Origin of the sequence: Microcoleus sp. Pol10D4, assembly GCF_036701555.1 — a bacterium.
In the GTDB taxonomy this organism is placed as follows: Bacteria; Cyanobacteriota; Cyanobacteriia; order Cyanobacteriales; family Microcoleaceae; genus Microcoleus.
Genome location: NZ_JAUBRA010000004.1, coordinates 174,268 through 200,949 on the forward strand (window position 1 = coordinate 174,268; position 26,682 = coordinate 200,949).

General features: G+C 47.2%; 19 protein-coding genes. 12 read left to right on the top strand and 7 right to left on the bottom strand.

Going from position 1 to position 26,682, the window contains the following annotated elements:
- Window positions 1–525 precede the first annotated feature (525 nt).
- The gene (locus tag QUA36_RS04240) at window positions 526–3,360 is read right to left on the bottom strand and encodes a TIGR03960 family B12-binding radical SAM protein (protein WP_333455750.1); all 2,835 of its coding nucleotides are present in this window, start codon (window positions 3,358–3,360) and stop codon (window positions 526–528) included.
- 143 nt (window positions 3,361–3,503) lie between these two features.
- Window positions 3,504–3,854, bottom strand: coding sequence for an STAS domain-containing protein (locus QUA36_RS04245; protein ID WP_333455752.1), 351 nt, complete (start codon window positions 3,852–3,854; stop codon window positions 3,504–3,506).
- Between the two features lie 383 nt (window positions 3,855–4,237).
- Here QUA36_RS04245 and QUA36_RS04250 point away from each other — a divergent pair, with 383 nt between their 5' ends.
- Window positions 4,238–4,435: a hypothetical protein gene (locus tag QUA36_RS04250; protein WP_015176637.1), complete on the top strand. Its 198-nt coding sequence runs from the start codon at window positions 4,238–4,240 to the stop codon at window positions 4,433–4,435.
- A gap of 1,129 nt (window positions 4,436–5,564) precedes the next feature.
- Here QUA36_RS04250 and QUA36_RS04255 read toward each other — a convergent pair.
- Complete coding sequence (locus QUA36_RS04255) at window positions 5,565–8,399, bottom strand: PAS domain S-box protein (RefSeq protein WP_333455754.1); 2,835 nt, start codon at window positions 8,397–8,399, stop codon at window positions 5,565–5,567.
- 1,134 nt (window positions 8,400–9,533) lie between these two features.
- Here QUA36_RS04255 and QUA36_RS04260 point away from each other — a divergent pair.
- From QUA36_RS04260 to argH, 6 genes are all read left to right on the top strand, one after another.
- Window positions 9,534–10,259 (top strand): DUF502 domain-containing protein, encoded by a 726-nt coding sequence (locus QUA36_RS04260; RefSeq protein WP_333161124.1) that lies wholly within the window; start codon window positions 9,534–9,536, stop codon window positions 10,257–10,259.
- A 272-nt stretch (window positions 10,260–10,531) separates the two neighbouring features.
- Window positions 10,532–11,164, top strand: a complete 633-nt coding sequence (gene nusB / locus QUA36_RS04265) for a transcription antitermination factor NusB (RefSeq protein ID WP_333161122.1) — start codon at window positions 10,532–10,534, stop codon at window positions 11,162–11,164.
- 121 nt (window positions 11,165–11,285) lie between these two features.
- A complete protein-coding gene (gene ftsY / locus QUA36_RS04270; RefSeq protein WP_333161120.1) occupies window positions 11,286–13,043 on the top strand; it encodes a signal recognition particle-docking protein FtsY in 1,758 nt (585 codons plus the stop codon).
- A 677-nt stretch (window positions 13,044–13,720) separates the two neighbouring features.
- Window positions 13,721–15,208: a PP2C family protein-serine/threonine phosphatase gene (locus tag QUA36_RS04275; protein WP_333161118.1), complete on the top strand. Its 1,488-nt coding sequence runs from the start codon at window positions 13,721–13,723 to the stop codon at window positions 15,206–15,208.
- Window positions 15,198–15,437, top strand: a complete 240-nt coding sequence (locus tag QUA36_RS04280) for a hypothetical protein (RefSeq protein WP_333161116.1) — start codon at window positions 15,198–15,200, stop codon at window positions 15,435–15,437. The genes QUA36_RS04275 and QUA36_RS04280 overlap by 11 nt, the downstream gene beginning before the upstream one ends.
- A gap of 288 nt (window positions 15,438–15,725) precedes the next feature.
- Window positions 15,726–17,111, top strand: coding sequence for an argininosuccinate lyase (gene argH / locus QUA36_RS04285; protein ID WP_333455757.1), 1,386 nt, complete (start codon window positions 15,726–15,728; stop codon window positions 17,109–17,111).
- A gap of 99 nt (window positions 17,112–17,210) precedes the next feature.
- Here argH and QUA36_RS04290 read toward each other — a convergent pair whose 3' ends face one another.
- On the bottom strand, window positions 17,211–17,402 hold the full coding sequence (locus tag QUA36_RS04290; RefSeq protein ID WP_190738786.1) for a hypothetical protein: 192 nt from the start codon (window positions 17,400–17,402) through the stop codon (window positions 17,211–17,213).
- Between the two features lie 761 nt (window positions 17,403–18,163).
- Here QUA36_RS04290 and bcp point away from each other — a divergent pair.
- The 3 genes from bcp to QUA36_RS04305 all read left to right on the top strand — a co-directional run bounded on the left by bcp (window position 18,164) and on the right by QUA36_RS04305 (window position 20,136).
- Window positions 18,164–18,637: a thioredoxin-dependent thiol peroxidase gene (gene bcp, locus QUA36_RS04295; RefSeq protein ID WP_333161112.1), complete on the top strand. Its 474-nt coding sequence runs from the start codon at window positions 18,164–18,166 to the stop codon at window positions 18,635–18,637.
- 77 nt (window positions 18,638–18,714) lie between these two features.
- Entirely contained in the window at window positions 18,715–19,170 is a 456-nt protein-coding gene (locus QUA36_RS04300; protein ID WP_333161110.1) for an NUDIX hydrolase, read from the top strand.
- A 159-nt stretch (window positions 19,171–19,329) separates the two neighbouring features.
- Window positions 19,330–20,136 carry an alpha/beta hydrolase gene (locus QUA36_RS04305; protein WP_333455759.1) on the top strand — a complete coding sequence of 269 codons (807 nt, stop codon included), beginning with the start codon at window positions 19,330–19,332 and terminating at the stop codon, window positions 20,134–20,136.
- A gap of 40 nt (window positions 20,137–20,176) precedes the next feature.
- Here the strand turns inward: QUA36_RS04305 and QUA36_RS04310 are convergent, their stop codons facing one another.
- On the bottom strand, window positions 20,177–21,088 hold the full coding sequence (locus QUA36_RS04310; RefSeq protein WP_333455761.1) for a pantothenate kinase: 912 nt from the start codon (window positions 21,086–21,088) through the stop codon (window positions 20,177–20,179).
- Between the two features lie 313 nt (window positions 21,089–21,401).
- Between QUA36_RS04310 and QUA36_RS04315 the strand changes: the two genes are divergently transcribed.
- Window positions 21,402–23,510, top strand: a complete 2,109-nt coding sequence (locus QUA36_RS04315; RefSeq protein WP_333161102.1) for a GAF domain-containing protein — start codon at window positions 21,402–21,404, stop codon at window positions 23,508–23,510.
- A 93-nt stretch (window positions 23,511–23,603) separates the two neighbouring features.
- Here QUA36_RS04315 and QUA36_RS04320 read toward each other — a convergent pair whose 3' ends face one another.
- Window positions 23,604–24,392 carry an RDD family protein gene (locus QUA36_RS04320; protein WP_333161100.1) on the bottom strand — a complete coding sequence of 263 codons (789 nt, stop codon included), beginning with the start codon at window positions 24,390–24,392 and terminating at the stop codon, window positions 23,604–23,606.
- Between the two features lie 218 nt (window positions 24,393–24,610).
- Window positions 24,611–25,474 carry a glycerophosphoryl diester phosphodiesterase membrane domain-containing protein gene (locus QUA36_RS04325; protein ID WP_333161097.1) on the bottom strand — a complete coding sequence of 288 codons (864 nt, stop codon included), beginning with the start codon at window positions 25,472–25,474 and terminating at the stop codon, window positions 24,611–24,613.
- Window positions 25,475–25,554: 80 nt separating this feature from the next.
- Between QUA36_RS04325 and QUA36_RS04330 the strand changes: the two genes are divergently transcribed.
- Window positions 25,555–26,538, top strand: coding sequence for a stage II sporulation protein M (locus tag QUA36_RS04330; RefSeq protein WP_333455763.1), 984 nt, complete (start codon window positions 25,555–25,557; stop codon window positions 26,536–26,538).
- Window positions 26,539–26,682 lie beyond the last annotated feature (144 nt).

A 26,682-nucleotide genomic window follows, 5' to 3' on the forward strand; every position in this document is an offset into this window, starting at 1 on the left:
TCCACGAATTAAGTGGGGGGCTTATCTCCGTTTTTTGACGGGTCAGTCGATTTTAGATTTTAGGTTTTAGATTTTAGATTTACTCCACAGATAAATCTCGGAGCTGGAACTTTAATCTAAAATCTAAAATTTTTGGTTCTCCACGACTTAAGTCGGGGCTTATCTCCGTTTTTTGACCCGTCAAAAACATCTATTGTTGAATACCCGCTCTGCGGTTTGAACCGTGAGATTTTTGAATAAGCCGACCACCGACAACCAGTCGATCAATCGAAATTAATCGCTAAATTTGGTTCAGACCCCGCTCCGGCGGGTTTGGCGCTAGATTTAGCCCGTGAATGTACAACAAAAAGGCTTGAAGTCTTGAACAGAAGCAAATTGCACCCAGCCCGCGTTGCTGGTTGACGAGGGCGACGAGCGACTAAAGCGCTCGAGCCGCCGCGGCTTCCATAACAAGCGATTATAGCGTGAAACGACACATCCCGATCGAGAGCCGAAGGTGAAAAATTCCACCACGACTTCCCTATCTTAACCATAACCCAGGATTAGCTGACTACGCTCAACCTGTAGAAGCTGAATTTCCTGCTGGCTGACTTGTTCGAGCATGAACACAATATGTTCTGGCTTCAGCACGTTGCCGTCGCTGCGACAACTGCCGGTAAAGCGCAAGACGGCTCTACCTTCGGATGTAGCACTCCTCGCAGAGGTGCTGCTGTCTGGTTTCTGCTCTACAAGCTCTAGTTTGTGCAGTCGATCGCGCAAATTGACATTGTGGGTCTTTCCCGACTTAGTAGTATGCACCCGCCAAAAAGCCTCGGTTTCGACGATCGTCTTGACCCAAGTTTCCCAGTTGGCATCAGGAGCCACCGAGACAGGAGCAGCATTGTCCCGGTCTAATTCGCCATCTTCTGTCAGCGAACCCCCTACAGCGACAGTAATCACGTACTCCGCTGCTTCTAACAACTGGTTAGCAGAAGGAGCCTTGAGATCGATCGACTCAACCTTGTAAATCGGAATATTTGCCGGCAGCTTAGCGGCCAACTTTTCCCGAAAACTCTCAATATCGATCGACTCAGTGAGCTCAAAGTCAGCAATTTCCCCAGTGCTGGTAACGCCCAGAGGCAGAGCATTTGCCAGAGAAATCCGAGGGTTCGGGTGAAACCCGCCGGTAAACGAAATCGGCAAATCGGCTCTGCGGACTACTCGATCGAACAATCGGATCAAATCCAAATGACCAACCAAAGCCATATCGCCCACCTTCCCGAACCAAACCCGCAAACGCTGTTTCCGATCCGTATTCGGGACAAACTCCCCGGCAAACTCAGGAATTGGCAGCGCATCCACAACCACATTGTGTCCGAAATCGGTGCCACACACCCCGCAGCGCGAGCACCCTTCAAAGGAACAGTCGGGAACCGTCGCTGCTTCTAAAGCCTTTTGCAAGTCAATTTTCAGCCAGTTTTTGTCGATTCCCGTATCTAAATGATCCCAAGGCAGGGCCTGATCGAGAGAGAGGGGGAGAGAGGGGGAAGGGGAGAGGGGGAGAGTGGAGGAGGAGGAGAGGGGGAGATCCGGAGAATTGGAAAAATCTTCCTTCTCCCTTCTTCCGACGGACATCGGACTGACATCCGTTACATCCGTTACATCCGTTACAGAATCCGTTGCCGAACTTCCTTCTTCCTTCTCAAAAAGATTCCACTCGCCGCTTTCGACTTGGCGGTATTTCCAGGTAAGGCCCGATTCATCGATCGCCTGAGTCCAAGCTTTATATGCCTTATCCAAGCTTTCCCACCACGCATCCATACCCGCGCCAAGTTCCCAAGCGCGGCGGACTACAGCGCCCAAACGTCGATCGCCCCGTCCGACAAAATCCTCCATTGCCGAAATCCGCACATCAGTGTAATTCACCTTGACGCCCCGCATTCCCCGAAACTCTTCCTTCAGGAGTTTTTGCTTGCGGGAAAACTCAGCAGTAGAAACCGAGTGCCACTGAAAAGGAGTGTGAGGCTTAGGCGTAAAATTAGAAATTGTCAAGTTAAAATTCAGTCCCCGCCTGCCATTGATCCTGCATTCCCTGTGCAGCCAGCGGACTGTTTCGGCGATGCCCAGAACATCAAAATCTGTTTCTCCGGGCAAACCGATCATAAAATACAGCTTGATTTTATCCCAGCCGCGATCGACCGCAGTTTTTACACCCCGAAGCAATTCTTCGTTGGTCAAACCTTTGTTAACGATGTCCCGCATCCGCTGAGTACCAGCTTCCGGCGCAAAAGTCAAACCGCCTTGTCGCGTCCCGCCGAGAATGTCGGCAATATTATCGTCAAATCTGTCAACCCGCTGACTGGGTAGAGATAGAGAAATATTTTTATCTTTCAGGCGATTTTTGATTTCCATGCCGACTGCTGGGAGTGCCAGATAGTCGGAACAACTCAGGGAAAGCAGGGAAAACTCGCTGTGTCCGGTGGCTTGCATCCCCTGTTCGATCGCCTCTACGACTTGCTGCGGTTCGACATCGCGCGCGGGGCGAGTCAGCATTCCCGGCTGACAGAAGCGACACCCGCGCGTGCATCCCCGGCGGATTTCTACTGTCAGTCTGTCATGTACTGTCTGGACGTAGGGAACCAGGCCGATCGAATAAGCTGGTATCGGAGTCGCCACGCGGCGCAGAATTCGATCGGGAACTTGCGGGCGGTTGGGATGAACAGAACCGTCTGCCGCCATATCGTAGAATTGCGGGACGTAGACGCCTGGAATTTGCGCTAAATCCAGCAGCAATGCTTCTCGGCTCAAATTATTAGTTTTGCCTTCTGCCAAAATCAAGCCAATTTCTGGCAGCAACTCTTCTCCATCTCCCAAAGCGATGAAGTCAAAAAAGTCAGCGTAGGGTTCGGGGTTGGAAGTTGCCGTTTGCCCACCAGCAAAAATCAGCGGCATTTGAGCGTTTTGGGGATTGGTCGCTCTTTCTTGCCAAGTTAGGGGAATGCCAGCTAAATCCAGCATTTCCAGAATGTTTGTTGCTCCGAGTTCGTAGCTGAGGCTGAAGCCCAGAATATCAAATTCTGTGAGCGATCGCCTCGATTCTACGGCAAACAGCGGAGTTTTGGTCGATCGCAGTTTTGCTGCCAAGTCTGGTGCGGGCAAATAAGCTCGATCGCACAACTGTCTCGGCCCTGCGTTCAAAATGTTGTAAAGGATGATGTGCCCCAGATTGGAAGCACCAACTTCATACACTTCTGGGTAAGTGAGAACCCAGCGCACAGACGCCGCGTCCCAAGGCTTGTGCGTAGCCCCCAATTCGTTTCCCAGATAACGAGCAGGCTGATTAATGTCTGCTGTAAGTAATTCTTCGACTTTTACTGCCACGGCTCGACTCGCTAAATATTTGCGACTCTTAAGCAGCCTACCTTAAAATCTGCCAACACGCCAACGACAGTCGTCTGTCTTTTCGGCCATTTAACCGAATTTGCTGTGTTTTGTTGCCTGTTATCGTCGATGAGGAGGTTCTATCAGTGTTGTTTTACGCAGGAGTTTTGGGCATCAAAGCTATCGACATTTTCAAATATCTCAAAAACTCGATCGAGTTGGCTGAGTTCCAGAATCATCTTAATCCCAGGGGATAGTGAGCAAAGACTAAACCTGCGCCCCATTTTTTTCGCCTGCTTGAGGCCCGAAACCAATGCCATCAAACCTGCACTGTCAATAAATTTTACTTCGGCCAAATCTACGAGTACCGCTACAACTCCGGGGGCTGCAATTGCTGCCGCTAGTTGCCGTCCGAATTCTCCGGCGGTGGCTGCATTCAGGTAGTCTAGGGGTCGAATCACCGTAATTGGTTTATGGGCAAGAAGTGTCTGCATATGTCAAACCTATGATTGCTACGTATTTTCAACTACTGCGCTGGACAGATGTAAGCCTAAACCTACTTGATTACTCTGAGCCTAACTTAAGCTGAGGCAAACTGACCAGTTGTTGTCAGTAGTTTTACTGAATCTTTATTTATTGACTCTTTTTTATGAAGTTTTGCCTAAGATTTGGGGAGGAAACGTCAGCTACTATACTATTTTTTATTTAGGCCTGCAGGTTTAGTCTTGGTAATTCTAAAAATTGCGATCGAGTTTGTCCTAGCTGTTAGATGAAACTGAACAATGTAATTTAAATCACTTATTAGTTCTGATCTAGATCACCTGTTTACTCGACAGTTCAGAGGAAAATTAAACAGTACGGAGTTCTCCGACTTACTATGCAAGCAACTCATGCTATTCGTCAACTTGTAGAAAAAGCCCTCTACATTAAGCAGTTGACGCCTGACATTGAAAACGAAATCAACTACGAGCTCACCCGTTTGGGGTACATCTCCGATATTGATTATGAGGCTTTAGAGTTATTAATGGATGAAATGGATGCCGGCCGGGTGCAATTGGTATCTAGCCGTCGATAGTGGGAACCGGGCGACCAGTCCACATCCAAAAACCCAAAAATCCTTGCACGGCAAGCAATAGAGACCTGTTAGAAGCATTTACGCCGGTCCAATATTTTTCTAATGAAGTATCTCGTTGCTGAACTTGATATGTGAGGAAATAGTGTTAGGGGCGATCGTCCCTGCACCTCTGATCAAAAGCTAAAACTTTGACTTAAATTAAATCTATAACTTTTGGGGTATGACAAATTAGGTTAATTGTAGATAAGAGTCATGCTTAATGAAGCAGCTAATTACTGAACTTGATATTTGAGGAGAGACTGTTAAGGGCGATCGTCCCTGAACCTCATACAATTTTAGATTTTAGGTTTTAGATTTGAGATTTGAGAAATTGTAATACTGATGATGATAGGGGTTTGGAACTTGTCTACAGTTGCATTCCTTTTAGAAACTGCTATCAGTATCAAAAACTACATACTGTGATCTAAATTAAATTTATAACTTTTGGGGCTTGACAAATTAGCTCTAAGTCTTATTAATACTAAAAAAAGTTTTTCGGCAGGATTAGGACTAAGGGCAACTCTCACAAAGTAAAGCTTAAATTTTAAGTATCTCGTTGCGCTTGTACGCTCTTTCCTAAGCGAATAGCGCACAAGCGCAACTACATATTTTTGTTTAATCGGCCAGTTGGCCTGAGTCCTAAGAATTGTCCGATCGCTCGAATGCAAGAAAATTGATCTGTAGTTACGACATCCTTGACACTCCCCACGGTTGAAACCGGGGGATTCTCCAAGTCCAACTTGGAAGGAACAGGCAAAAGTCCCTCTAGAGGCTCAAAATAACACCAGTACCAGAGGTGCTAGAATTGCCGTTACTTTTAAGTTGTTTTCGCTTTCTGAGTCCATCACTTGCGCCAGATAGGTACGCTCCTCACCCTGCCATTATTTGCCCTTTAAGTATTCCGCATCAAAGGCGGATGTCTCCGTTGCCGGGATTTCTCCGTACTAGGATGATTCCTCGCGTAGACGGTTATTCTTACTTGCTGCTTGAATTATACCAAGAATTGAAGGCGGTTGAAACCGCTGCCGACTTATCCCCGTGTCGGTAGCCCGGGGCTTGCGTCTCGTTTTTCCGTCATCGCAGAGTCAATCTAAAATCTAACCTCTAAAATCTTTGAGCGCGCCGCCAAACTTGCCACCACCGCCACCAACTCAGCAGGCTCGATCGGCTTGGGCACGTAAATTTGAAAACCTTGCTGCAGTGCCCGTATCCGTTCCTCTACCCTACCAACCGCCGTGAACGCCAACGCCGGAATTTCCTTGTCCATTATCCCTGATCGCACTTGTTGCAGCAAAGCTTCTCCATCAAGGGCCAGCAGGCCAATATCGATCGCCAACACATTCGGATTCAGCCTTTCAATCGCCTCCAGGGCATCCTTTCCAGAGCTAGCAGTCTCCACCTGGGCCCCGCAATCTTCGAGCACGGTACAGGCAAAATCCAGGGAATCCGCGTCGATATCGACCACCAATACCCGCACTCCAGAAAGATTGGTGCTGACAAAAGACTCCTTTACAGGGGCTCGCGCCTTGCTTTGAGGAATCGCAACCTCACCGAGTGGGGCAACAGAAAATCCGCCGTCGCAATGAAGCTGTTGAATTGGCAATTTCACTAAAAACCTCGAGCCTTCTCCCTTCCCGGCAGATTCGGCTTGCACCGTCCCCCCGTGCATTTCCACAAAATGCCGCACTAGGGCCAAGCCCAAACCCAATCCGTTGTACGATCGCCTTGTAGAGCTGTCAGCTTGGCTGAACCGCTCGAAAACGTGCGGCAAAAACTCTTTTGAAATCCCTTGTCCCGTGTCACTAACCTCAATTTCGATACTAGCGGGCGACAAATTTTTACAGCAAGCGGATTCGTCATCGGCAAAAGTCCTCTCCATCTTTCGCACCGCCACCCTCACCTGTCCGCCATCAGGAGTGAACTTAATTGCATTCGACAGCAAATTCCACGCTACCTGCTGCAAGCGACCGGAATCGGCAAAAATCCGCCCGGTACTGGGGTCGAAATCCGTCACCATTTCAATATTTTTGGCGGCAATCGCGGGCGCTAGAGTATCGATCGCAGCCTCAACAGTAGAAATCACATCCACCCACCGCAAATTCAGCGACAGTTTTCCGGTAATAATCTGCGACACGTCCAGCAAATCCTCGATTAGAGTTGCCAGCGAACGTGTATTGCGGTCGATCGTTTCCAGAGCCCTAACAGTCGTTTTTTCGTCAAACTTGCGGTTTCGCAGCAGTTGCGCCCATCCCAGCATCGCATTCAGCGGCGTCCGCAATTCGTGGGACAAAGTTCCTAGAAACTCGTCTTTAATCCGGTTCGCCCGCGCCAATTCCTGGGCTCGATCGTGCAGTTCTCTTTCCAACTGCTTGCCAACCGTTAAATCGAGAATAAAAGCGACAGATTCTTGCCGCTTTTGGGCCAGCAAAACATATCCGATCAACACCGGAATCCGGCTACCGTCTCTCCTCCAGAATTCCTTTTCGTAGGGAGTGCAAGCCCCCGTTGCTTGTGCCTCTGCCATCCCCTTCTTGTCGAGAGACTGGTACTCCGGCGGCGTGATGTCAATCCAGTTTAATTCCCCGCGCTGCAACTGTTCCCGCGTGTAACCAACTATCCGCAAAAATTCATCGTTGGCCTCGATGATACCGCCGTTCACATCCCCGAAGATAATTCCCATCAAGTTAGCTTCGGCTAACATTCTCAGCTTTTCTTCGCTAGCTTGGAGTGCAGCTTCTGTTTGCTTGCGCTCGGTAATGTCTTGGATGTAACCCGACAAACCAGAATCGGAAGGATAAAAACGCATCTTCAACCACTTATTCCATAACGGTACGAATTCTTCATACTCGACCGTTACCTTTTCTGCTAATGCTTTGCTCGCCATTTTGTAAAACTGTAAATCGACAGCCCAGGGAAATATATCCCAAAAATTTTTACCAATCAGTTCTGCTTTTGGTCTGCCTAACAGTTCAATAGCTTGATGGTTGACATAGGTATAGTTCCAATTTAAATCAACAGCGATAAAAGCATCGGTAATGCTTTCGAGAATGTTAGTAATTTTATAGTTTGCCGATTGCAGCGCTTTAGCTGTTTCTTCTGCTTGCAACCTCGCTGCTTGTTCGCGGGACAAAGCTGCCCCGCGTTCTTGTTCTGCCTGTTTTCGATCGCTAATATCGATGTAAGAACCGATGTAACCTGCAAAAGTGCGATCGGGCCTGTACCGGGGTACGCCTGTACCCAAAACCCAGCGGTATTCCCCGTCATAGCGTCTCAGGCGGCATTCGTGCCGATACTCACTGCCAGCGTCGAAGGCTTTTTGGTAAATATCCAGACATTCTGGTAAGTCATCTGGGTGCAAGTTTTCCATCCAACCCATGCCCATTTCTTGCGCCAAAGTTCTACCGGTAAACTCCAGCCAAACTTTATTAAAGTAATCGCCAAGTTGGTCAGTATCCGACATCCAAATCATTACCGGCGCGGTATCTGCCATGATCCGAAATCGAGCTTCACTCTCCTGCTGCTGTGCTTCGGCTTGCTTGCGCTCGTTCCGTTCTTGAACTTCCCGCAGGGCCCGCTCAATCGACGGCACCAGGCGTATCAAACGGCGTTTGAGAACATAATCAGTAGCCCCTCTTTTCAAAGTTTCGATTGCCACTTCCTCGCCCAAAGTAGCCGAAACAAAAATAAACGGCACTCCCGGACAAGTAATGTGGGCAATTTCCAATGCAGCTATCCCGTTAAAACAAGGCAGCATATAATCTGCCAAAATAATGTCAAAACGTTGTTTTTCCAGCGCCGTGGCAAAGTCTTCTCGAGTTTCCACACACACCAGAGAAAATTGGAGCCCGCCATCCATTAGATATGCCTCAATCAGTTCGGCATCTAGGGGACTGTCTTCTACTAAGAGGATACTGAGCGTTTTCACAAAAATTCCTTTTTCTTAAATATTAATTATCGGACACAAAATTTGAGCGGGCTGTGGCTTTAAGTCAAGCCCAAAAAAGTTTTGGGTTTTGAATGGCATAAAAAAATGTAAAAACCAATTGGTTTCATGAGTTGAGCATTCATATCTCAATCCTAACTTCTAATCAAGTCTATTGCTTCTTGCCGCGGGGTGAACCCCCGCTCTGACTTGATTGGCTAGTACGCTTATTTTTCCTTAACTTTCGTCGGTTTTCCAGGAATCGGTACCGCTGGAGTCTTGCTTGTATGCAGCAGTTTAGCTATACCCTGTTGAACAAATAGTTTCGCGCTTCTGGCTAGAAACAACTAGCTATGTAGTAATTTATCTCGCTTGCTCCTAACTACTGCTACCTCGTTTGGCAGATTATTTTTTTTGTAGTGATGCCCGAGTTAATTCTATATTGCTTTGCCGCTCCTCTCAAGCTCGAATTCGCTTGAATTCTGCCCTTATTTCCTGAATATGGATCAATCCTGTCAAAAAAAGTCAAAGTTGCTGGTCTGTCTGCTTTACTTTTTGCCGAATTTGCCTACCATGCAAGTGTTTCATGGTAGGTAACTGTTGCCTTGTTTATCGCACTCGCCCCTGAAAAATCACAGTTATTATAGTAGCAGCTCGTTATATTGCATCTATCCAAAGATATAATGTTGCAGACACACTGCACTCAACCTGCAGAGATTCCCCTGAATTCGGTAAAACGAACTGCCACCCCGCCGAAAATCTGAGAAAGCTCGATCGACCAATTAATTCCCCATACCAATCCCAGAAAATTTTCTCTGGACTCGCTTGACTTGGACTCCCAGGCTGCCTCTGACCGATCGGCTTATTGATTGAACCGACCCAAAATGTCTTAAAATATACAATACGGTGAGCTGCTGCACAGCCCGCATATATTAAAATCAAGCGCCAACTTGCAATAATTCTTTAAAATAAAGGTACAGCACCGGCGATCCCTAACTCTTCCCCCTCAGAAAGGGTAGGGTTTAGCAGAATTGAAGACGATCGTCTATGGTGACATCCAGTAAAGCCCGTGCAGTTGCTTTAGTCTCAGCTTTATTCAGGTTATTGGGAACCAGTTACGAGGAGATTTGACCCGCCGTGCTCCAACGCATCAAACAAGACTTAAAAAACGACCTGATCGCAGGACTATTGGTAGTGATACCCTTAGCTACCACCATCTGGCTGACAATTACCGTCGCCAGTTGGGTGATCAATTTTCTCACCAAAATTCCCAAGCAGATCAACCCTTTTGACGGACTCCACCCGATTTTGGTGAATCTGTTAAATCTTTTAGTAGGGCTGGCTGTACCCCTGCTGAGCATCTTAGTCATCGGTTTAATGGCCCGCAACATTTTCGGCAAGTGGCTGCTAGATTTTGGCGAACGGGTGTTGCAGGCAATTCCCCTAGCCGGTTCGGTTTACAAAACCCTCAAACAACTGCTGGGAACCCTCCTCAAATCAAACGACAAATTTCGCCGCGTGGTGTTAGTGGAATATCCCCGGCGGGGAATCTGGACTTTAGCATTTGTGACCGGTACGATCGAGAATAACGATATTCCGCCTCACCTTTCCGGCGAAACCCCGATCGGCATTTTCATCCCCACCACTCCCAACCCCACCACCGGATGGTACGCTATAGTCCCGGAGGCAGATTTAGTCAATTTGTCAATGTCGATCGAAGATGCCTTTAAAGTCATCATCTCTGGCGGCATCGTCAACCCCAGCAACTCAGTTCCAGTAACCCCCGAAAACATTAAGGGCAAAACACTCGAACCCTTGGTATCCGAATCAAGATACCAGGCTGTCCCAGTCGAAGAAGACTAAACCAAGACATCTTTAGTGGCCCGTAAGGCCGTGTAAACTTTCCCCATAGCAGATAATATTTCGACAAAACCAGCCGAAACCAAGAAAGCCTAAACTCAGAAACCCGGTTTCGAGCATCAATCTTGGGTTTGACAGCCAAGTATCAGTAAACTACCCGCCGCTGGCGAGTCAGACGGCTTGTCTTGTACCGCTTTTAGTCGAGTTTTCTGCTAAAGTTCAAGTCCGCGCGCGATCGAAAAACTTCCTAAATTCTCAATCCCTATCTAAAAACTATGAAAAAAGCCCGCGAAACAGCACGCGAACTCGCACTCCTCGGCATCAGCCAACTGCCGACGAATCCAGAACTCTTAGAAGCCAAGAAACTGCAAGATGTTCTCCTCGCCGCCATCCGTACCCTGACAGCAGAAGTTCAAGAATCCCTAGAAGCAGCAGCATCCGAAGTGCAGCGGAGTAGCGACAAACTGCTTGCTAGCGAAATCCGTGCCGCCGATATACAAAGTGCTAGAACAATGGTACGGGAAGCAGTCGAACTCACCCAAACCGCCATCAACCGTCTCGGTTCAGCAATGGAGTTTCCAGAACTAATCCAGCTAGCCAACCAGCAAGATGTCCGCACCTATGCTTTGCAAATTCTGACGAAAGTCAGCGCCAACCGTGTTCAAATTGATGAATTGCTCTCGGAATCCCTTGTAGACTGGCAAATAGAACGGTTGCCCCGGATCGATCGAGATATCATGAGAATCGCGATCGCCGAAATGCTATATCTAGGCTTACCCGAACAAGTCAGCGTCAACGAAGCCGTCCAACTGGCAAAACGCTACAGTGGCGACGAAGGACATCGCTTCATCAACGGAGTCCTGCGCCGAGTAGTCGATAAAATCAACGCAGAAGTTGTTAGTCCCTAGTTCTTAGTCAGTAGTCCTTAGTCAGCAGTCATTGGTCATTAGTGATTGCCAATCCTCAATCGGCTCTACACTAGGGACTGAGGACTAATGACTAATAACTATTCTCTATTCCCCATCAACTATGGTATTTAATTGGTTTCGTCGCCAGTACAGCGAAAGCAAATCTTCAGAAACAGAGGCAACCCCCGAACAGCAGCAAGATGAGTCGGCAAAATCCGCACCGGTTGAGCCTCAAACAGATGCAACAGAGCAAGACTCTCCCGCTGTAGCCGAAGATTATCTCAACTGGGCAAAAGCTGCTTACAAAAATATTCAAAAACAGCAAAAACCAGAAACAGAAGTTTCCGAGACAGCAGCGCCGGATGTTCCAGCAGCCGAAGCAGAAATCGCGACGGTTGCAGAAGTTGCAGAACCGGCGACTATTGAAGCAACCGAGCCGATCGAACTTGAACCAGCACCCACAGCACCAACTGTTGCAGAAGTTCCAGAAGTTGCAGAACCCGCCGGACTTGAAGCAACCGAGGCGATGGAACTCGATGCAGCCAACCCAGCAGAAATTCCAGAAACTCTGCAACCCACAGCCGGGGCGATCGACATTGCACCTATTGCTCAAAAATTAGAAGTTACAGCAGAAAATATAGAAATTGCCGAACCTGCAACGGAGGTTGTAGAAACCGAATCACTCGTATCGGAGGGCGAATCAGCGGAAGCCCTGCCGTTTTGGGCCAGAGCTCAGGCCGATCGCATGGAGCGCATCGAACGCCTCAAAGAAACAGCCCTTGAAGAACCAGAAGTAATTGCAGCCGCCGCCGAGAGAGCGGCAATTATCGAAGAAATTCCCGGTTTCGCCTTTGACGAAGGCTTCCTGTGGTCCTCAGAAATCTTAGCCAGTCAAGGCCGCCGCCCAGACCAAGTATCCGTTGAAGAAATCACTTGGCTGCAAAAACTGCGGAAAGGCTTAGAAAGAACTCGCCGCAGCTTAATTAATCGACTCAAGGCGATCGTTGGTCAAGGCCCGCTCAATCAAGACGCGGTAGCGGAAATTGAGACTTTGCTCCTGCAAGCCGATGTCGGAGTCGCAGCCACCGACATCATTATCAGTCGCCTCCAAGAAAGACTCAAACAAGAAGTGCTGCCGCCAGAACAGGCTCTAGCCTACCTGAAAACCATCCTGCGCGACATTCTGGACGCTCCCTGTGCCGAAACCGCCGCCGGTAATCCCGCCTACAGCCTGACATTTGCCCCGGAAAAAGACACTTTTAATATCTGGCTAATTGTAGGAGTCAACGGTGCGGGCAAAACTACGACGATCGGCAAACTTGCCCACATTGCCCAAAAATCCGGCTACAAAACCCTGATTGCTGCCGCCGACACTTTCCGCGCCGCCGCCGTCGAACAAGTGAAAGTTTGGGGTTCCCGCAGCGGCGTCGAAATTATTGCCAACCCAGGGAAAAATACCGATCCGGCTGCTGTCGTGTTTGATGCGATCGCCGCTGCCAGCGCCCGCGGCACAGAACTGCTGATCGTAGACACCGCAGGCCGCCTGCAAAACAAAAAAAATCTGATGGACGAATTAAGTAAAATCCGTCGCATTGTAGACAAGAAAGCCCCAGGCGCTACCGTAGAATCTCTACTGGTCTTGGATGCCACACTGGGTCAAAATGGTTTGCGACAGGCAGAAGTGTTCGCAGAATCGGCCAAATTAAGTGGAGTAGTATTGACAAAACTTGACGGTTCTGCTAAAGGTGGTGTTGCCCTAGCAGTAGTGCAGCAGCTTGGTCTGCCAATCCGCTTTATTGGAGTCGGGGAAAGCATCGAAGACTTGCGCCCGTTTTCTAGTTACGAATTTGTGGAAGCCCTACTCGATTTTAGATTTTAGATTTTAGATTTTAGATTGATGAGGTATCTGCCAGCCGCCCCGATTTTTGGAGGCGGATACAGAGTTTCAAAATCTCAAATCGTTAACCTCAAACTACCATCGCAGGACTTGCGCCACCACGGGCGGCGAGTAAAACTAAATACCTAGAAACAATACCTTCCCCCTGTTCTTGCTGGGTTGCGTTCAAAGCGCCAGTAGTGTGTCAAATTTAGTATCAGTCTGCTGTCTGATTGCATATTCTTCCCGATCCCCCTTACCACGAATTTCTTGATGGTACCCGCCACGTGATTTATCCGTGGAATCAATCCAAAATCGAAAATCGAAAATCCTCAAGCCCCCGCATTTATCCGTGGGGTCGCCTCTAAAATCTAAAATCGATTGACCCTCCCTTTAAGAAGGGCGACAGCAACTGGTTAAAGTCCCCCTTCTTAAGGGAAGCCGCTGCGGTCTTGGGGCCCCCCAAGTAAAGCAAGCGACGTGGATTTAGGGGATATAGACTCAGCTATAAACGAGATTGCTTAAGAATTTCAGACTTCAGTTGATACCAATGTCCTAGTACCCAACTTACTTGATCAAACCAAACTGCTTGCTCGAAAAAAAAACGGGTTTCTGTTCAAGTGGCCCGTAAGTCCTCAATCATTCCTCCTCCGTCTAAGATCGAAAATCACAAATTTACAATGACTGCTGTGCCTTTGCCTCGTCCCTCACCTCAACCTGCTGACCGCCCTTCGGGTCGCAATTCCACCGACGCGACGCCAGTATTTGCCCTCAAAGAACTGGTGGCGCGTTTGCACCGATATCAGCACAACGTTCAAGATATGTTGGGTTCGCTGGGATTTGCCCTGCGAAGTTTTAACAATCTCAACCAATTTTTGGAGTTGGTGCCTTTGGTGGCGACTCGCGTTACGGACGCCGATGGGGGAGCTTTAGTGCTGTTCAAACCCAACGGTCAAGTCAGGTTCCAGCAGTTGCATTGTCAGGAAGGACGGCAGTGCCAAGATATGCGAAAAGCGCTGGAAATAGCCACCAGGCAAGCTACAGCAGGTGTGGGCGCTACTGCTGGAACGTTTTCGGAAACCTCTGGGCAAACTTCTAGTCTAGACTTGCAAGTCGGTCGTTATTTGGGCCCGGATGTTCATTTGTTTGGGGCGCCAATTTTAGTCAACAATTTGGAACGCGGACGGCTTTATGTTTTTAGCAGTGATCCGCAATATCTCTGGACTCCCAGCAGACAGAAATTAGTTCGGTTGGTGGCGGATCAAACCGCTGTGGCTATTTGCAAAGACGAACTTACTGTTAAGTTGGCGGAAAAAGACCGCTTAGACAGAGAGTTAGAAATCGGGGCGGAAATTCAATTGCGGCTGCAACCCCGTAGTTGTCCGAAAATTCCCGGCCTTGACGTGGCCGCCCGCTGCCAAACTGCTAGCAGAGTCGGCGGAGATTATTATGATTTTATTCCCGCTGACTATGACCCGATCGGCAAGGAAAATGAGGGGGAACACCCCCCATCCCTAATTAAAAATCTCAAGTCCAAAATCGACAAGGGCCGCTGGAGCATTGTGATCGGCGACGTGATGGGCAAAGGAGTACCGGCTGGCCTGTTGATGACGATGACACGGGGTATGCTGCGGGCGGAGGTTTTGAACCGCCACTCGCCGTCGAGAATTTTGCAACATTTAAACCGGGTTATGCACGCGGATTTGGAAAATTCCCACCGTTTTGTGACTCTGTTTTATTCGGAGTATGACCCGAAAACTCGCGTTTTGTCTTACAGCAATGCTGCTCACCACCCGCCTTTGCTGTGGCAAGCTGCAACTAATACGATTCTTCAGCTCGATACTTTGGAGGGAATGTTAATTGGCCTGGATGCTGATTCGCATTACCAAGAAGCTCAAGTGCAATTGCAGCCAGGAGATACTATTATTTATTACACAGACGGATTTACCGATGCTTCTAATCAAAGGGGCGATCGCTTTGATGAGGATAATTTGACCTCGGCTTTTCAGTGGGCCTGTCAAAATTACCAGCAGTCTGAAGAAATTTTGGATTATTTGTTTGATCGCGTTCACCAGTTTATTGGCATCGGCAATCGTAACGAAGATGACATGACACTGGTTGTACTTAGGGTAACACCTTTAGCAGGAGAAAATCACCATGATAGTTAATTTAATGCCGGAAATTACTGCTGGATTAACCAGTTCGATTAATTGGAACGATATCGCTCACGTGTTAGTTTTGAAATCTCATTTGAGTTCGACGGTGTTTTTGGCTCAAAGTTACGAAATTTTTACGAATTTCCAGAAAGCTTGGAACAATTTTGTTTCGACTGGTCAAATAGGAGCTTTTTTTATAGGTATTTTTGTGGGCTGGTTCTTTAAAGGCATTTTTCGTTAGAGTTATTGTCGAAGAAGGTATCGGTAACGGATTTGAAAGGTTTGTAGCCCAAACTTCACTTCTTTGTGATGCAGCAAAAGTTTCACAATTTTGTAGTCAAGACTTCAGTTTTTTCTGGTCAAAAGATGTATAAAAAGTTGTTAGTCAGGACTTGAGTTTTTTATTACAGAATTTGGGATGGAGGACTAAAGTGCTGACTACAAACCGGAGGAAAGACTAAAGTCTTTGCTACAAATCGGTTTTTATAGACTTCTGCAACAGAGATATAATCTAGTTTTAGCTTGAGCAATGACAACACAACAAAAAACTTGGAGTCAAAGATTTGAATCGGCGCTGCACCCGGCGATCGCCCGATTCAATGCTAGTATTGGCTTCGATATTGAATTGATTGAGTATGACTTGACTGGTTCTGTCGCTCACGCTAAAATGCTGGCCAAAACGGGGATTATTTCCGCAGCAGAAGGCGAACAGTTAGTCAATGGTTTGGAACAGATCCGCCGGGAATACCGCCAAGGACTTTTTGTTCCGGGAGTTGATGCAGAAGACGTTCACTTCGCTGTAGAGAAGCGGCTGACGGATATCGTGGGGGATGTTGGGAAAAAGTTGCACACCGCCCGATCTCGCAACGATCAAGCCGGCACTGATACTCGCTTGTATTTGCGCGATCGCATCGCCGAAATTCGCGAGCAATTACGGGAATTTCAAGGGGTTTTGCTCGATATTGCCGATCGTAATGTAGAAACTTTAATCCCCGGTTACACTCATTTGCAGCGCGCCCAGCCGATCAGTTTGGCTCATTACCTTTTAGCTTATTTTGAAATGAGCGATCGCGATTGGGAACGTCTCGGCGATATCTGCAAGCGGGTGAATGTTTCGCCTTTGGGTTGTGGCGCGCTGGCGGGGACGACTTTCCCAATTGACCGACATTATACGGCAGAACTATTGCATTTTGACAAGGTTTATGCTAATAGCTTAGATGGAGTGAGCGATCGAGATTTCGCCATAGAATTTCTCGCTGCAGCCAGCTTGATTATGGTACACCTGAGCCGCTTGTCAGAAGAAATGATTTTGTGGTCTTCTCACGAATTTGGATTTATTACGCTCAAAGATAGCTGCGCTACTGGTTCTAGCATCATGCCCCAGAAAAAAAATCCCGACGTGCCGGAGTTGGTGCGGGGCAAAGCGGGGCGGGTGTTCGGTAACTTGCAAGCCTTGTTGGTAGTAGTGAAGGGACTTCCTTTGGCCTACAACAAAGATTTACAAGAAGATAAAGAGGCTTTGTTTGATACCGTAAGAACGGTACAGGGTTGCTTAGAAGCAATGACCATTTTGTTGCGCGAAGGAATCGAGTTTAATGGCGAGATCCTCGCCGCGGCTGTTACGGAAGACTTTTCTAATGCTACAGACGTAGCCGACTACTTGGCCGCCAAAGGCGTTCCCTTCCGGGAAGCTTACAACCTTGTCGGCAAAGTCGTCAAAACTTGCCTTTCGGGGGGCAAACTCCTCAAAGATTTGACACTTGAGGAGTGGAAAGACTTGCACCCAGCCTTTGAGACAGACATTTACAGCGCGATCGCACCTCAGCAAGTGGTGGCGGCTCGCAATAGTTACGGGGGTACCGGGTTTGAACAAGTGAGAAAATCACTTATCGCTGCGCGCGATCGGATCGCCTAAACATCGTTGAATTATTGGACAAATTCCCGCTGGCTATCTTTCCTTAGAACGATCGTGTTTTCCACTCTGGTTCTAAGTTCGGCAGATAGCCTGACTCAATTAATCTTCAGCAGCAGCCATGTCTTTGTCTCTGCCGCCACCGCTCATGGCGCCCATGCCACCGCCGTTACCGCCGTCAAATCGTCTTCTCTTGTTGGAGAACATATCTTGATTTCTCCGCTTGCGAAACTTGCGAGCGTATGCTTGATTTCGTTGTGCCTTTTCTTTCTTGAGATTGCGGCGCTTAGCCATTCTGACCTCACTAATAAACATTGACAGTCCCCGGGCTTTCACGCACGGGGATTCTTAAAGTTTGACACTCTGTGCACTCTTGGTGACTGAGATTCTTGGTTCAGCGAAGTCACTTGCTTGTGACAGGATTTCTCCAGCCAAAATATAGGTGCCTTCTCCCCAAGCGTAAATTCCGGTATGCCCTACCGTACTCGATCAGTTCTCTTTCTGTAGCTACGTTTTGTTCAAATTTAGCTTTCGTGACGCTCCCACAACAATCGCAAGCGATATGGTTTAGGCTTCTGAGTCCTGTTAAGGAGATCGAGAACTTCCTTCAAGGTACTCCAATCGTTTCCCTCTACGGCGTTTTAAAGTGAGGAACACGTCCAGCCCCACTTATATTATAAAAAGGAATTGGTTCGTCTCGTTGTCCACCCCTCCACGGCTCAAAGCTATGCTTATGAGATTATGAACGGGTGGAATCAGGAGTCTGACGAGCCTTTTATCCCGCACTAACCTTTGATCGGTACAGTGTGGGGATTCCTGTCTGCCTAGCTAAACCGTAACACCGTTAGGTGAGACTACGCACTCAACTAATCCAGTTAAGTTTTTACGTTGGCTAGTTATACTCAATTTTAGACCGATGACGATCATAGCACACCCGGTACAAGACCCAGAAAAAAGAACACGGGGATTCAAGTCGCTGGGAATCTGGGTGCGATGGGACGCAATGTTGTCAATCTTGCAGAAGATTTCTATAAACTCTTGACAAAATACGACAAATGACTATAAATCCCGGTGACGTAGCACCTGTCTTCAGCCTGCCCGACGCGCAAGGCAATTTCGTCAGCCTTGCAGATTTTCGAGGGCGGCGAGTTGTACTTTACTTTTACCCTCGGGACAATACCCCAGGCTGTACCAAAGAAGCTTGCGGCTTTCGCGACATTTACTTACAGTACCAGTCGCGCAATATAGTAGTCCTCGGCGTCAGTACAGACGGGGCCGGGGCCCACGCCAAGTTTGCAGCTAAATATCAACTGCCTTTTCCCTTGCTGTGCGACTCAAACGCCGAAGTTGCTAGCGCCTACGGCTGTTACGGACTCAAAAAATTTATGGGAAAAGAATTTATGGGAATTACTCGATCGACTTTCGCGATCGACCCTGATGGTAGGATTGAAAAGGTTTATCGGAAAGTCAAACCAGAAACTCACGCAGCCGAGATATTAGCAGACTTGCCAGACCTCTCGCCTGAATGAAAAATTAAAAATTAAGACTTTTGAGCTGCCAGCTAAGAAACCTGAAATTACTTTCCCCTAAACAAGCTTTTGAGTTTATGCGTCGATTGTGGCAAATTGTACAAACTGTGCTGGGACTGATTTTTCGACATCCCGTCACTGGTACTGCGGTGATTCCCCTATTGCCTGACGGGCGAATTGTGTTAATTCGCCGCCGCGACAACGGTCGCTGGGCACTGCCGGGAGGTATGGTGGATTGGGGAGAGGATATTCCCACAACTGTGCGCCGGGAATTAGCGGAGGAAACAGGACTCGATTTAGTTAAAATCCGTCGCTTGGTGGGTGTTTATTCGGCTGCCGATCGAGATCCTCGCCTGCACTCGATTTGTATCGTGGTGGCAGCAGAGGTAGAGGGAAAAATGCAAGTTCAGGATACGCTTGAAGTCAGCGAGGTTGAGGCTTTTTTGCCCGCATCGCTGCCGGAGGGCGCGCTGAGCCACGATAACAACCAACACTTACAGGACTATTTTCAAGGCCTAACAACTTTGGCGTAAATCGGCGGGGCATCCAAATTCGATCAAAGTCGGAAATTACCTCGCCGTCAAAAATTTTCTGTATATAAATGTGGAATTAATTTTCACTGTTTTCCTACTTTTATTCACAAACTCTGAACATTAAATTAATCATCTTTTTATTACTAAATATTTAACCGGATGTACTCACCGCTACGTAATTCTCGGGTCAAACTCTCTGTAGGGCAAATCTTCTGGCACGAAGTCGGTCAAGGCCCGAATTTAGTATTTGTGCACGGTTCTTGGCACGACAGCAGTCAGTGGCTAAGGACGATCGAACATTTGAGCCCCTACTACCACTGCTTCGCACCGGATTTGCTGGGGTTTGGGGACTCGGAACGCCCGAATCTTCATTATTCGATCGACCTGGAAGTAGAATGTCTCGCCCAATACCTTGATACTTTGAAGTTGCGACAGGTTTATTTAATCGCTCACTCTGTGGGTGGCTGGGTGGCTACCAGCTACGCTATCAAATATCCCGATCGAGTTCAGGGTTTGGTGTTGTTGGCCCCAGAAGGCGTCAAGGTTGGCAACCGGCGGGGGCGGTGGCAGACGGCTAGCTGGCTAATGGGCCAACCTCCGCTGGCTTTGTGGTGGCTACGATCGATCTATCCAATTGCTAAGTTGCTGGGTAGCCAAAAAAAGATTGACGGATTGCTAAAGTTCAGACAGCAGTTGATGCAGTCCCCAGTTGCCGTGCAGTTGCTGTTCGGGCGGCGGCGGGCTGAAATTACAGCGGAATTAGTTGAGGAGAATTTGCCTTTGCTGAAAGCGCCTGTTTTGCTGTTGCAAGGTTCTGAAGATACTCCCGCAGCTTCGTCTTTGTGTCAATCCTATGCTGCTCTGGCTCCTAATGCCGAACTACAATTAGTCAGTCCGGGGGAAAGCAATTTGCCGCAGGAAGTCCCGGATGTTGTTGCTAACTATATTCGCGAGTTTGCTAGGTGAATTGGGAATTGCGAATTGATCAACTGACAACAGTCAACAGTCAACAGTCAACTGTTAACAGGCTAATTCCCCAAAAAATAGCCTCTGGTGCGTCAATTAAGCCTGCGGCTGTATCAGGAAAGGCTGCAGTGAGGTATTTTAAAAGCATAGTGCGATCGCCCCCCGTGACCGCAATTTTGCTATCAGGAAACAAACCCCGCCAATCTTCAATAAAATCCCTAACTCCTGCCACCGTCGCATACACAACTCCGCTTTGAATTGCCCCAGCAGTGTCTTTCGCCCAGCGGTGCGGCAGATTTTGTGGTAAAGTGATTAAAGGTAATGCAGCGGTTTTTTTACCTAGCGACGATAACTGCAAACCCAAACCTGGTAAGATTGCCCCCCCAACTAAATACCTATTGACATCAGCCCCAGTAAATGTTAAAGCTGTACCAGCATCTATAAGTAAAACTGGCCAACCCAATTGGTTGCCAGCGCCCAGTACAGCCAAAGCTCTGTCAATTCCCAGGGTAGGATAGAGTCCCCCGATCGGCAACTGGTCTAAAGTAATAATTCGGACATCTGGATAACTCTGCCAAATTCCTGTTTGCTGGGGAACAACTGAAGCCAAAATTAGAGGCAGTGGCACGAAAGAAAGTGTGTGAGGATTAGAAAAAGCGGGAGTAGCAGGAAGACAAAGGAGATTTTGAGCAGATATTTCCTCGATCGACCTCATTACTATTTGCACCAAATATTCGGCTTTTTCCTGCTCCGAGAGCGAGGAAACAGTATCAGCATTGAGATGCTCTGTATCCCATGTTTTCTTCAGAGTTTTCCCCACAAATAATCCCCAGTGCAGTCGGGAATTGCCGATCGCCAAAGCTATTTTAATCTGGGCTTTACCTGTCAATCCAGACGTAATGTTATCGGTGCTTGCTGGCGAACTAAAATTGTCAGGAATTGAATTTTCCATGTTGATCGAGTCGGCGCAAACATTGAACTAAAGATAGATTTTAGATTAATTTTACGCTTAACCGGGCGGTTAACTCTATTTGACATCTGACCAAGTTCCATGCAGCGCACCAATTAGTATTGTGGGCGGCAGAGCGCATACTTGCTAAATATAAATATTTGTAAAGCAAATAATTGCTTTGCTCATGCTGCATCCTTTATAATGTCTTAAGATATTCCAAAAGTCCTGGTAGCTGCAATGGGGCTGTTGGCGGGGTAAGCACAGGTTTATAAAACCAGACTCAATCAGAATACTGTACAACTGCTAAGTAAATATGTCTTTAAAAATACAAGAACACGAAAACCCCTGGCACAGAGTAACTTCGCGGTTGCCTGAATCTGAAAACTGGATGCAAGAAGAAAGTCTTTCGCTGCCGGAAATAGACCAACAAAAAGCCCTAATCGTGCAGATGCAGCAGCAAGTTCAGTTATCAAACTTGCTGAACCAAATTAATAACGAAATTCGCAGTACACTTGACATAGAAGAAATTTTGACATCGGCCTGCAGATTGCTGGGGCAAGCATTACAGTGCAGCCGCGTGAGCATTTTAGTCAAAGAATCAAATACAGAAAAAACTTTAGTCACGCGCGGAGAGTACAACGCGGGGGACTATCCGATCCAACTGGGAATGAAAGTACCGATGACTGACAACCCGCATTTGGCTGCCGTCGTGTCTCAGCAAGAGTCCCTAGCAGTGACGAAGTTTGTCGATTTTCCGGGATTGAACCCACAAACCAGAAAAATTGCCGAAGCTTTGGAGATTAAGTCAATGCTGGCAGTAGCTACTCGCTATCAAGGTGAAGTGAATGGCATAATTGGCTTGCATCAGTGCGATCGCGAACGGGAATGGACTGATTGGGAACGGCAGCTTTTAGAAGGGGTAGGATCGCAATTGGCGATCGCGATCAATCAAGCCAAACTCTATAGCAAAACCAGGCGTCAAGCCGAACGAGAATCGCTGCTACGGCTGATCGGCAACCAAATTCGCAGTACCCTGGATCTGGGAACTATCCTGGAAACAGCGGTGAGGGAAGTCCGCCAACTGTTGCAGTGCGATCGAGTAATTATCTATCAGTTTCAAGACAACTGGCAAGGAAAAGTTGTTGTTGAAAACATGACCGTTCCTTGGCCTTCAATTTTAGGAGATATGGGGGCTGATAAGTGTTTTCGGGGAGATTACGCCGATCTTTACCAGCAAGGGCGAGTCAAAGCAATTAATGATATTTTCAATGCCGGTTTAGAGCCTTGCCACGTTGATTTCTTAGACAGTTTGCAAGTAAAAGCTAACCTGATCGTGCCGATTGTTACATCCAGAAGCGAAGAAAGTTCACTCCATACAGCCGGAAGTTCTAATTTAAAATTTCCCGGTAAACTGTGGGGTTTGCTGATCGCTCACGAGTGTGGGGATACCCGCAATTGGCAGCGGCAAGAAATGGAGTTGTTGTCGCAGCTAGCCGACCAAATGGCGATCGCCATTCAGCAAGCAGAACTTTACAGTAAAGTCCGAGAAGCTGCGGTCAAATCTCAAGCTCAAACCCAGCAATTGCAAGCAGCGTTAGAAGAATTGCGATCGGCGCAGCAGCAATTGATTCAAAGCGAAAAAATGTCAGGTTTGGGGCAAATGGTAGCGGGAATTGCTCATGAAATTAACAACGCCAACAATTTCATCCACGCTAACTTGTTTCACGCTAAAGAATATTTTAAAGCCTTGAACGAAGCTCTACAACAAGCCGGAAATGCCTGCCCGGAAGCAGCAGAAGCAATTGTCAGAATCAATGAAGAACTAGAACTAGATTACATTCGAGAAGACTTTGGTAAAATGCTCAATTCAATGCGGGAAGGCAGCGGGAGGATTCGCTCTATCGTGATGACGCTGCGAAATTTTTCTCGTTTAGACCACGCTGAATTAAAACCAGTAGATTTGAATGAAGGTTTAGAAAGCAGTTTTTTGATGCTGCAAAATAAGCTAAAAACCCATATCAAAATAGACAAGCAATACGGCAGTTTGCCGCCCGTCCAATGTCATGCCAGTCAAATCAACCAAGTATTTTATAATTTGATAGACAATGCTTTAGATGCGCTCCAGTCAACGAGCAAACCGGGGGAATTAACTATTCGCAGTTGGCAAAGCGAGCCGGACTGGGTAACAATCTCTGTCCGCGACACGGGAACTGGCATTCCTGCGGAAATTCAAGACAAGATTTTTGACCCATTTTTTACTACTAAACCTGTGGGTAAAGGTACGGGTTTAGGGCTTTCAGTGTGCTATCAGGTAATTGTTCAAGCTCACGGTGGCAAGCTGAGTTGCGTCAGTCAGGTTGGCGAAGGAAGTGAGTTTATTGTAGAGTTGCCCCTGACAACTCAGAGGAGGGTAAGTGCATAATTCCTGCTTTAGTCAGATTAATGCCCAATGCCCAATTCCCCATGCCTAATTCCCCATGCCCGTGGATTTATAAGTAATTAACCCAGCTTGATATTAATTGTCAACTTGCTGCTGGTAGGCGTAATATACAGCCTCTAAAAAGAGATTAGCATCAACTTTTGTCGGCAGTTTTCCCAAACCAATGATTTCTTTAACCTGAGTAGCCAGTTGTTTGCTCAATTCATTTCTGGCATTAGGTATCATAGCTTCGCGCCGCTGCAAATACTCTCGAACTACAGCAAAATCTTCTGGCAGTAAGCGGGAGATATCGGTATCCATCAGCAATTTTTTTGCCAGGGATTGAGCCGATGTCGATACTTTCAATGCAGTAGTTGTCAGAGGTTGTTCTTCTTGAATTACCAGGGTGCCGGCTACCAAATCTCCTAAACGTTTTTCCCGCTGGCTGAACACTATAAAAAATACGCCTATAAAAAATAAGTCGTCAAAAGGCCGGATCAAAGCCCGCAGTGTTGATTGCTGAAGCCTGACTGGACGGCCGTCATCCCTAATTACTCGGATTTTGACACGACGCTTGCCTGGTGTTTGACCAGACCACACCGTTTCAAAAAATACAAAGTAACCTACATAAATGAAAAAACCAATTAATGCCTGAACTGCTATCAACCAGAGTTCTAAGCGATTGGTACTTCCTAGCAACTTTGCGATCGTCTCAAGCAACACTGAATTAAATATCAGCGCACCTAATAGAAACACTAATATCATCAAACCCAAAATGATATAGTCTATCAGCAATGCGTATGCTCGGTTGCCAATTCCCGCTAAGGTAAATTCGAGTTCTACACTTTCGGGAGTGTGGAGAGTGAAGCGATTAAAAAGTGGCATAAGTCGAAGGAAGAAGGAAGAAGGTTCGGCAACGAGCAATGTACGGGATGTAACGGATGTAAAGGATAGAAGGAAGAACGCAGAAGGCAGAGCTTAGGTTTAATTAGGTGGGCTTACTTTTCAAGAGAGAGTAAATTCCGTTAAGTTTGGCGTTTTTTCTTAAAAAAATTGAATTTTTTAAATACCAAATTTATTTAATCAATCTGGTATTGGGGCATTCATTTTTTGGTATTTGGCTTGTTTGAATCTCGTTTTTTATCGCGCATTTGCAAACCCAAACCTTCTTTGCGACTGCGGAGGTCATAGTAGATAATGGCTTTAATAGCTTGCCAAAAAGGAGTTACCAGTGCGCCAAAGCCAAAGCTCAGTCCCACAATCAAAATCCAATAAAATAAGAAGTATAGACTGGATTCTGGCCCGAAAAGTCTAAGTAAAACAATTTGAATGATCGCGGTAAGTACATTTGATACAATGTAAACCGGAAGAGAGACCAAAAAGGCAACAACAACTATCCACTGAATGCGTCCAACCGACCCCTTAGTTAACTCCCAACTGCGACTGATTGCTGAACTAGCACTCTGATTGTTCTCGATCGCCAGCGGCACCTCAACAATCAGCAAGCGAGAGAGAATTCGGATATATATAATTAAGAAAGCAATGACCCCAACGGCTACCAGCAAACCTCCAATAATTCTGCCATTTTGCCCAAAGATAGTAGCAGCCCCCACTCCCACAACTAACAGCCCGATCGCACATCCCAAGTAGACTCCAATGTAAATCAGAGATGTCAATACACCTGCCCAAAAAAAACGCCACATCCGAGGATTCACCTCACTGTTAGCATCACTGACAGTCTCAGGATTTTCCCTAACTTCACCGTAAGCCAGACGAGAAATGAGCCCTGAGATGGCAGAATATTTAGCCCAACCATAAATCGGAACTAATAACCACAGATAAGCTGTGAAAGCCAAACCAAAATATGACTTAAAATGGTCGCGGTAAATCCGCAAACTAGCGCTAACCACATTACCGACGCTCAAGGGGCCTGTTTGTCCAGAAGAACTAAGATTTTTTTTAGGCATGACTGGATGGGTATAGTTGTGTGAGGCGGAAAATTTACAACTATCTTAAGCTATATCTAATAGAACTTAGTGAAAACTTTATGAATATTAAACGTTGGATCGCGCGGCGGGAACCCAACTGGAAACGGTTGAACACTCTTTTACAGCAAGTGGAAAAAAAGGGGCTAAAGTCCTTACCTGCGTCTGAAATCAGGGAATTAGCGAGTTTGTACCGTTCTGTTTCGGCGGATTTGGCTAGGGCGAGGACAAATGAAGTCGGTAATATTTTGTTACAAGATTTGCAAAGGTTAACTTCTCGTGGCTACACCCAAATTTACCAAGGTTCGCGCCGCCAAGATTGGGAAGCTATGGTGGAGTTTTGTCGCTGGGGTTTTCCGGCTACGGTACAGGAGACGTTTGGTTATACGGCGACTGCGACGGGTATTTTTTTAGTAATGGCGTTGATTGCTTGGTGGTTTGCTTGGCAAGATCCGGCGTTTTTGTCCCTAGTAGTTCCTGGACATTTGATTAAAACGGTACGCGATGACGGGAAATTGTGGATGGGTTCAATTGTGGGAGTCGAACCTTTAGCTTCTAGCGGTATTATGACTAACAATCTATCCGTATGTTTTGCTGCTGTTGGGGGAGGAATAGTTGGCGGTCTTTACACTGTTTATATTATGGCATTTAATGGAGTGATCATCGGCGCGATCGCCAGTTTAGTAGCTCAGCATAATTTAGCTTACCCTTTTTGGGCTTTTGTATTTCCTCACGGTTCTCTGGAATTGCCAGCGATTTTTTTAGCTGGCGGCGCTGGTTTAATCATAGCCAGGGCAATTTTTTTTCCTGGCAAATATCGCCGTGCTGATGCCATGAAGTTTTACGGTACTCAAGCTGCACAATTGCTATTTGGGATTGTGCCGATGCTGGTAATTGCTGGTACAATCGAGGGTTTTTTCTCGCCAAATCCGGCAATTCCCGATCCGTTGAAGTATTTGGCTGGGATCGGGCTGTTTGCGCTGCTGGTGATGTATTGCAGTAAAAGGCGATCGGCTGAAGTTCCTAGTCATATCATGTCCCGTTGATTCGCGATCGTATGGGCGGGGCGGGTTTATGAAACTGTTGGCTTTTAGTATCGAGAATACTGGCGAACCCGCCCCTTGTATCTTAAAAGAGTCAGGCGCTCAAACCGTAGACCGCAGGCTATAGAACCGCAGGCACGGTTGTAA

Coding starts and splice junctions, on each gene's coding strand:
- QUA36_RS04315 (WP_333161102.1), top strand. CDS start 21,402: ATGTCTTTAAAAATACAAGAACACGAAAACCCCTGGCACAGAGTAACT.
- QUA36_RS04305 (WP_333455759.1), top strand. CDS start 19,330: ATGTACTCACCGCTACGTAATTCTCGGGTCAAACTCTCTGTAGGGCAA.
- QUA36_RS04310 (WP_333455761.1), bottom strand. CDS start 21,088: ATGGAAAATTCAATTCCTGACAATTTTAGTTCGCCAGCAAGCACCGAT.
- QUA36_RS04245 (WP_333455752.1), bottom strand. CDS start 3,854: ATGCAGACACTTCTTGCCCATAAACCAATTACGGTGATTCGACCCCTA.
- QUA36_RS04290 (WP_190738786.1), bottom strand. CDS start 17,402: ATGGCTAAGCGCCGCAATCTCAAGAAAGAAAAGGCACAACGAAATCAA.
- QUA36_RS04275 (WP_333161118.1), top strand. CDS start 13,721: ATGACTGCTGTGCCTTTGCCTCGTCCCTCACCTCAACCTGCTGACCGC.
- ftsY (WP_333161120.1), top strand. CDS start 11,286: ATGGTATTTAATTGGTTTCGTCGCCAGTACAGCGAAAGCAAATCTTCA.
- nusB (WP_333161122.1), top strand. CDS start 10,532: ATGAAAAAAGCCCGCGAAACAGCACGCGAACTCGCACTCCTCGGCATC.
- QUA36_RS04320 (WP_333161100.1), bottom strand. CDS start 24,392: ATGCCACTTTTTAATCGCTTCACTCTCCACACTCCCGAAAGTGTAGAA.
- QUA36_RS04325 (WP_333161097.1), bottom strand. CDS start 25,474: ATGCCTAAAAAAAATCTTAGTTCTTCTGGACAAACAGGCCCCTTGAGC.
- argH (WP_333455757.1), top strand. CDS start 15,726: ATGACAACACAACAAAAAACTTGGAGTCAAAGATTTGAATCGGCGCTG.
- QUA36_RS04250 (WP_015176637.1), top strand. CDS start 4,238: ATGCAAGCAACTCATGCTATTCGTCAACTTGTAGAAAAAGCCCTCTAC.
- QUA36_RS04280 (WP_333161116.1), top strand. CDS start 15,198: ATGATAGTTAATTTAATGCCGGAAATTACTGCTGGATTAACCAGTTCG.
- QUA36_RS04300 (WP_333161110.1), top strand. CDS start 18,715: ATGCGTCGATTGTGGCAAATTGTACAAACTGTGCTGGGACTGATTTTT.
- QUA36_RS04330 (WP_333455763.1), top strand. CDS start 25,555: ATGAATATTAAACGTTGGATCGCGCGGCGGGAACCCAACTGGAAACGG.
- bcp (WP_333161112.1), top strand. CDS start 18,164: ATGACTATAAATCCCGGTGACGTAGCACCTGTCTTCAGCCTGCCCGAC.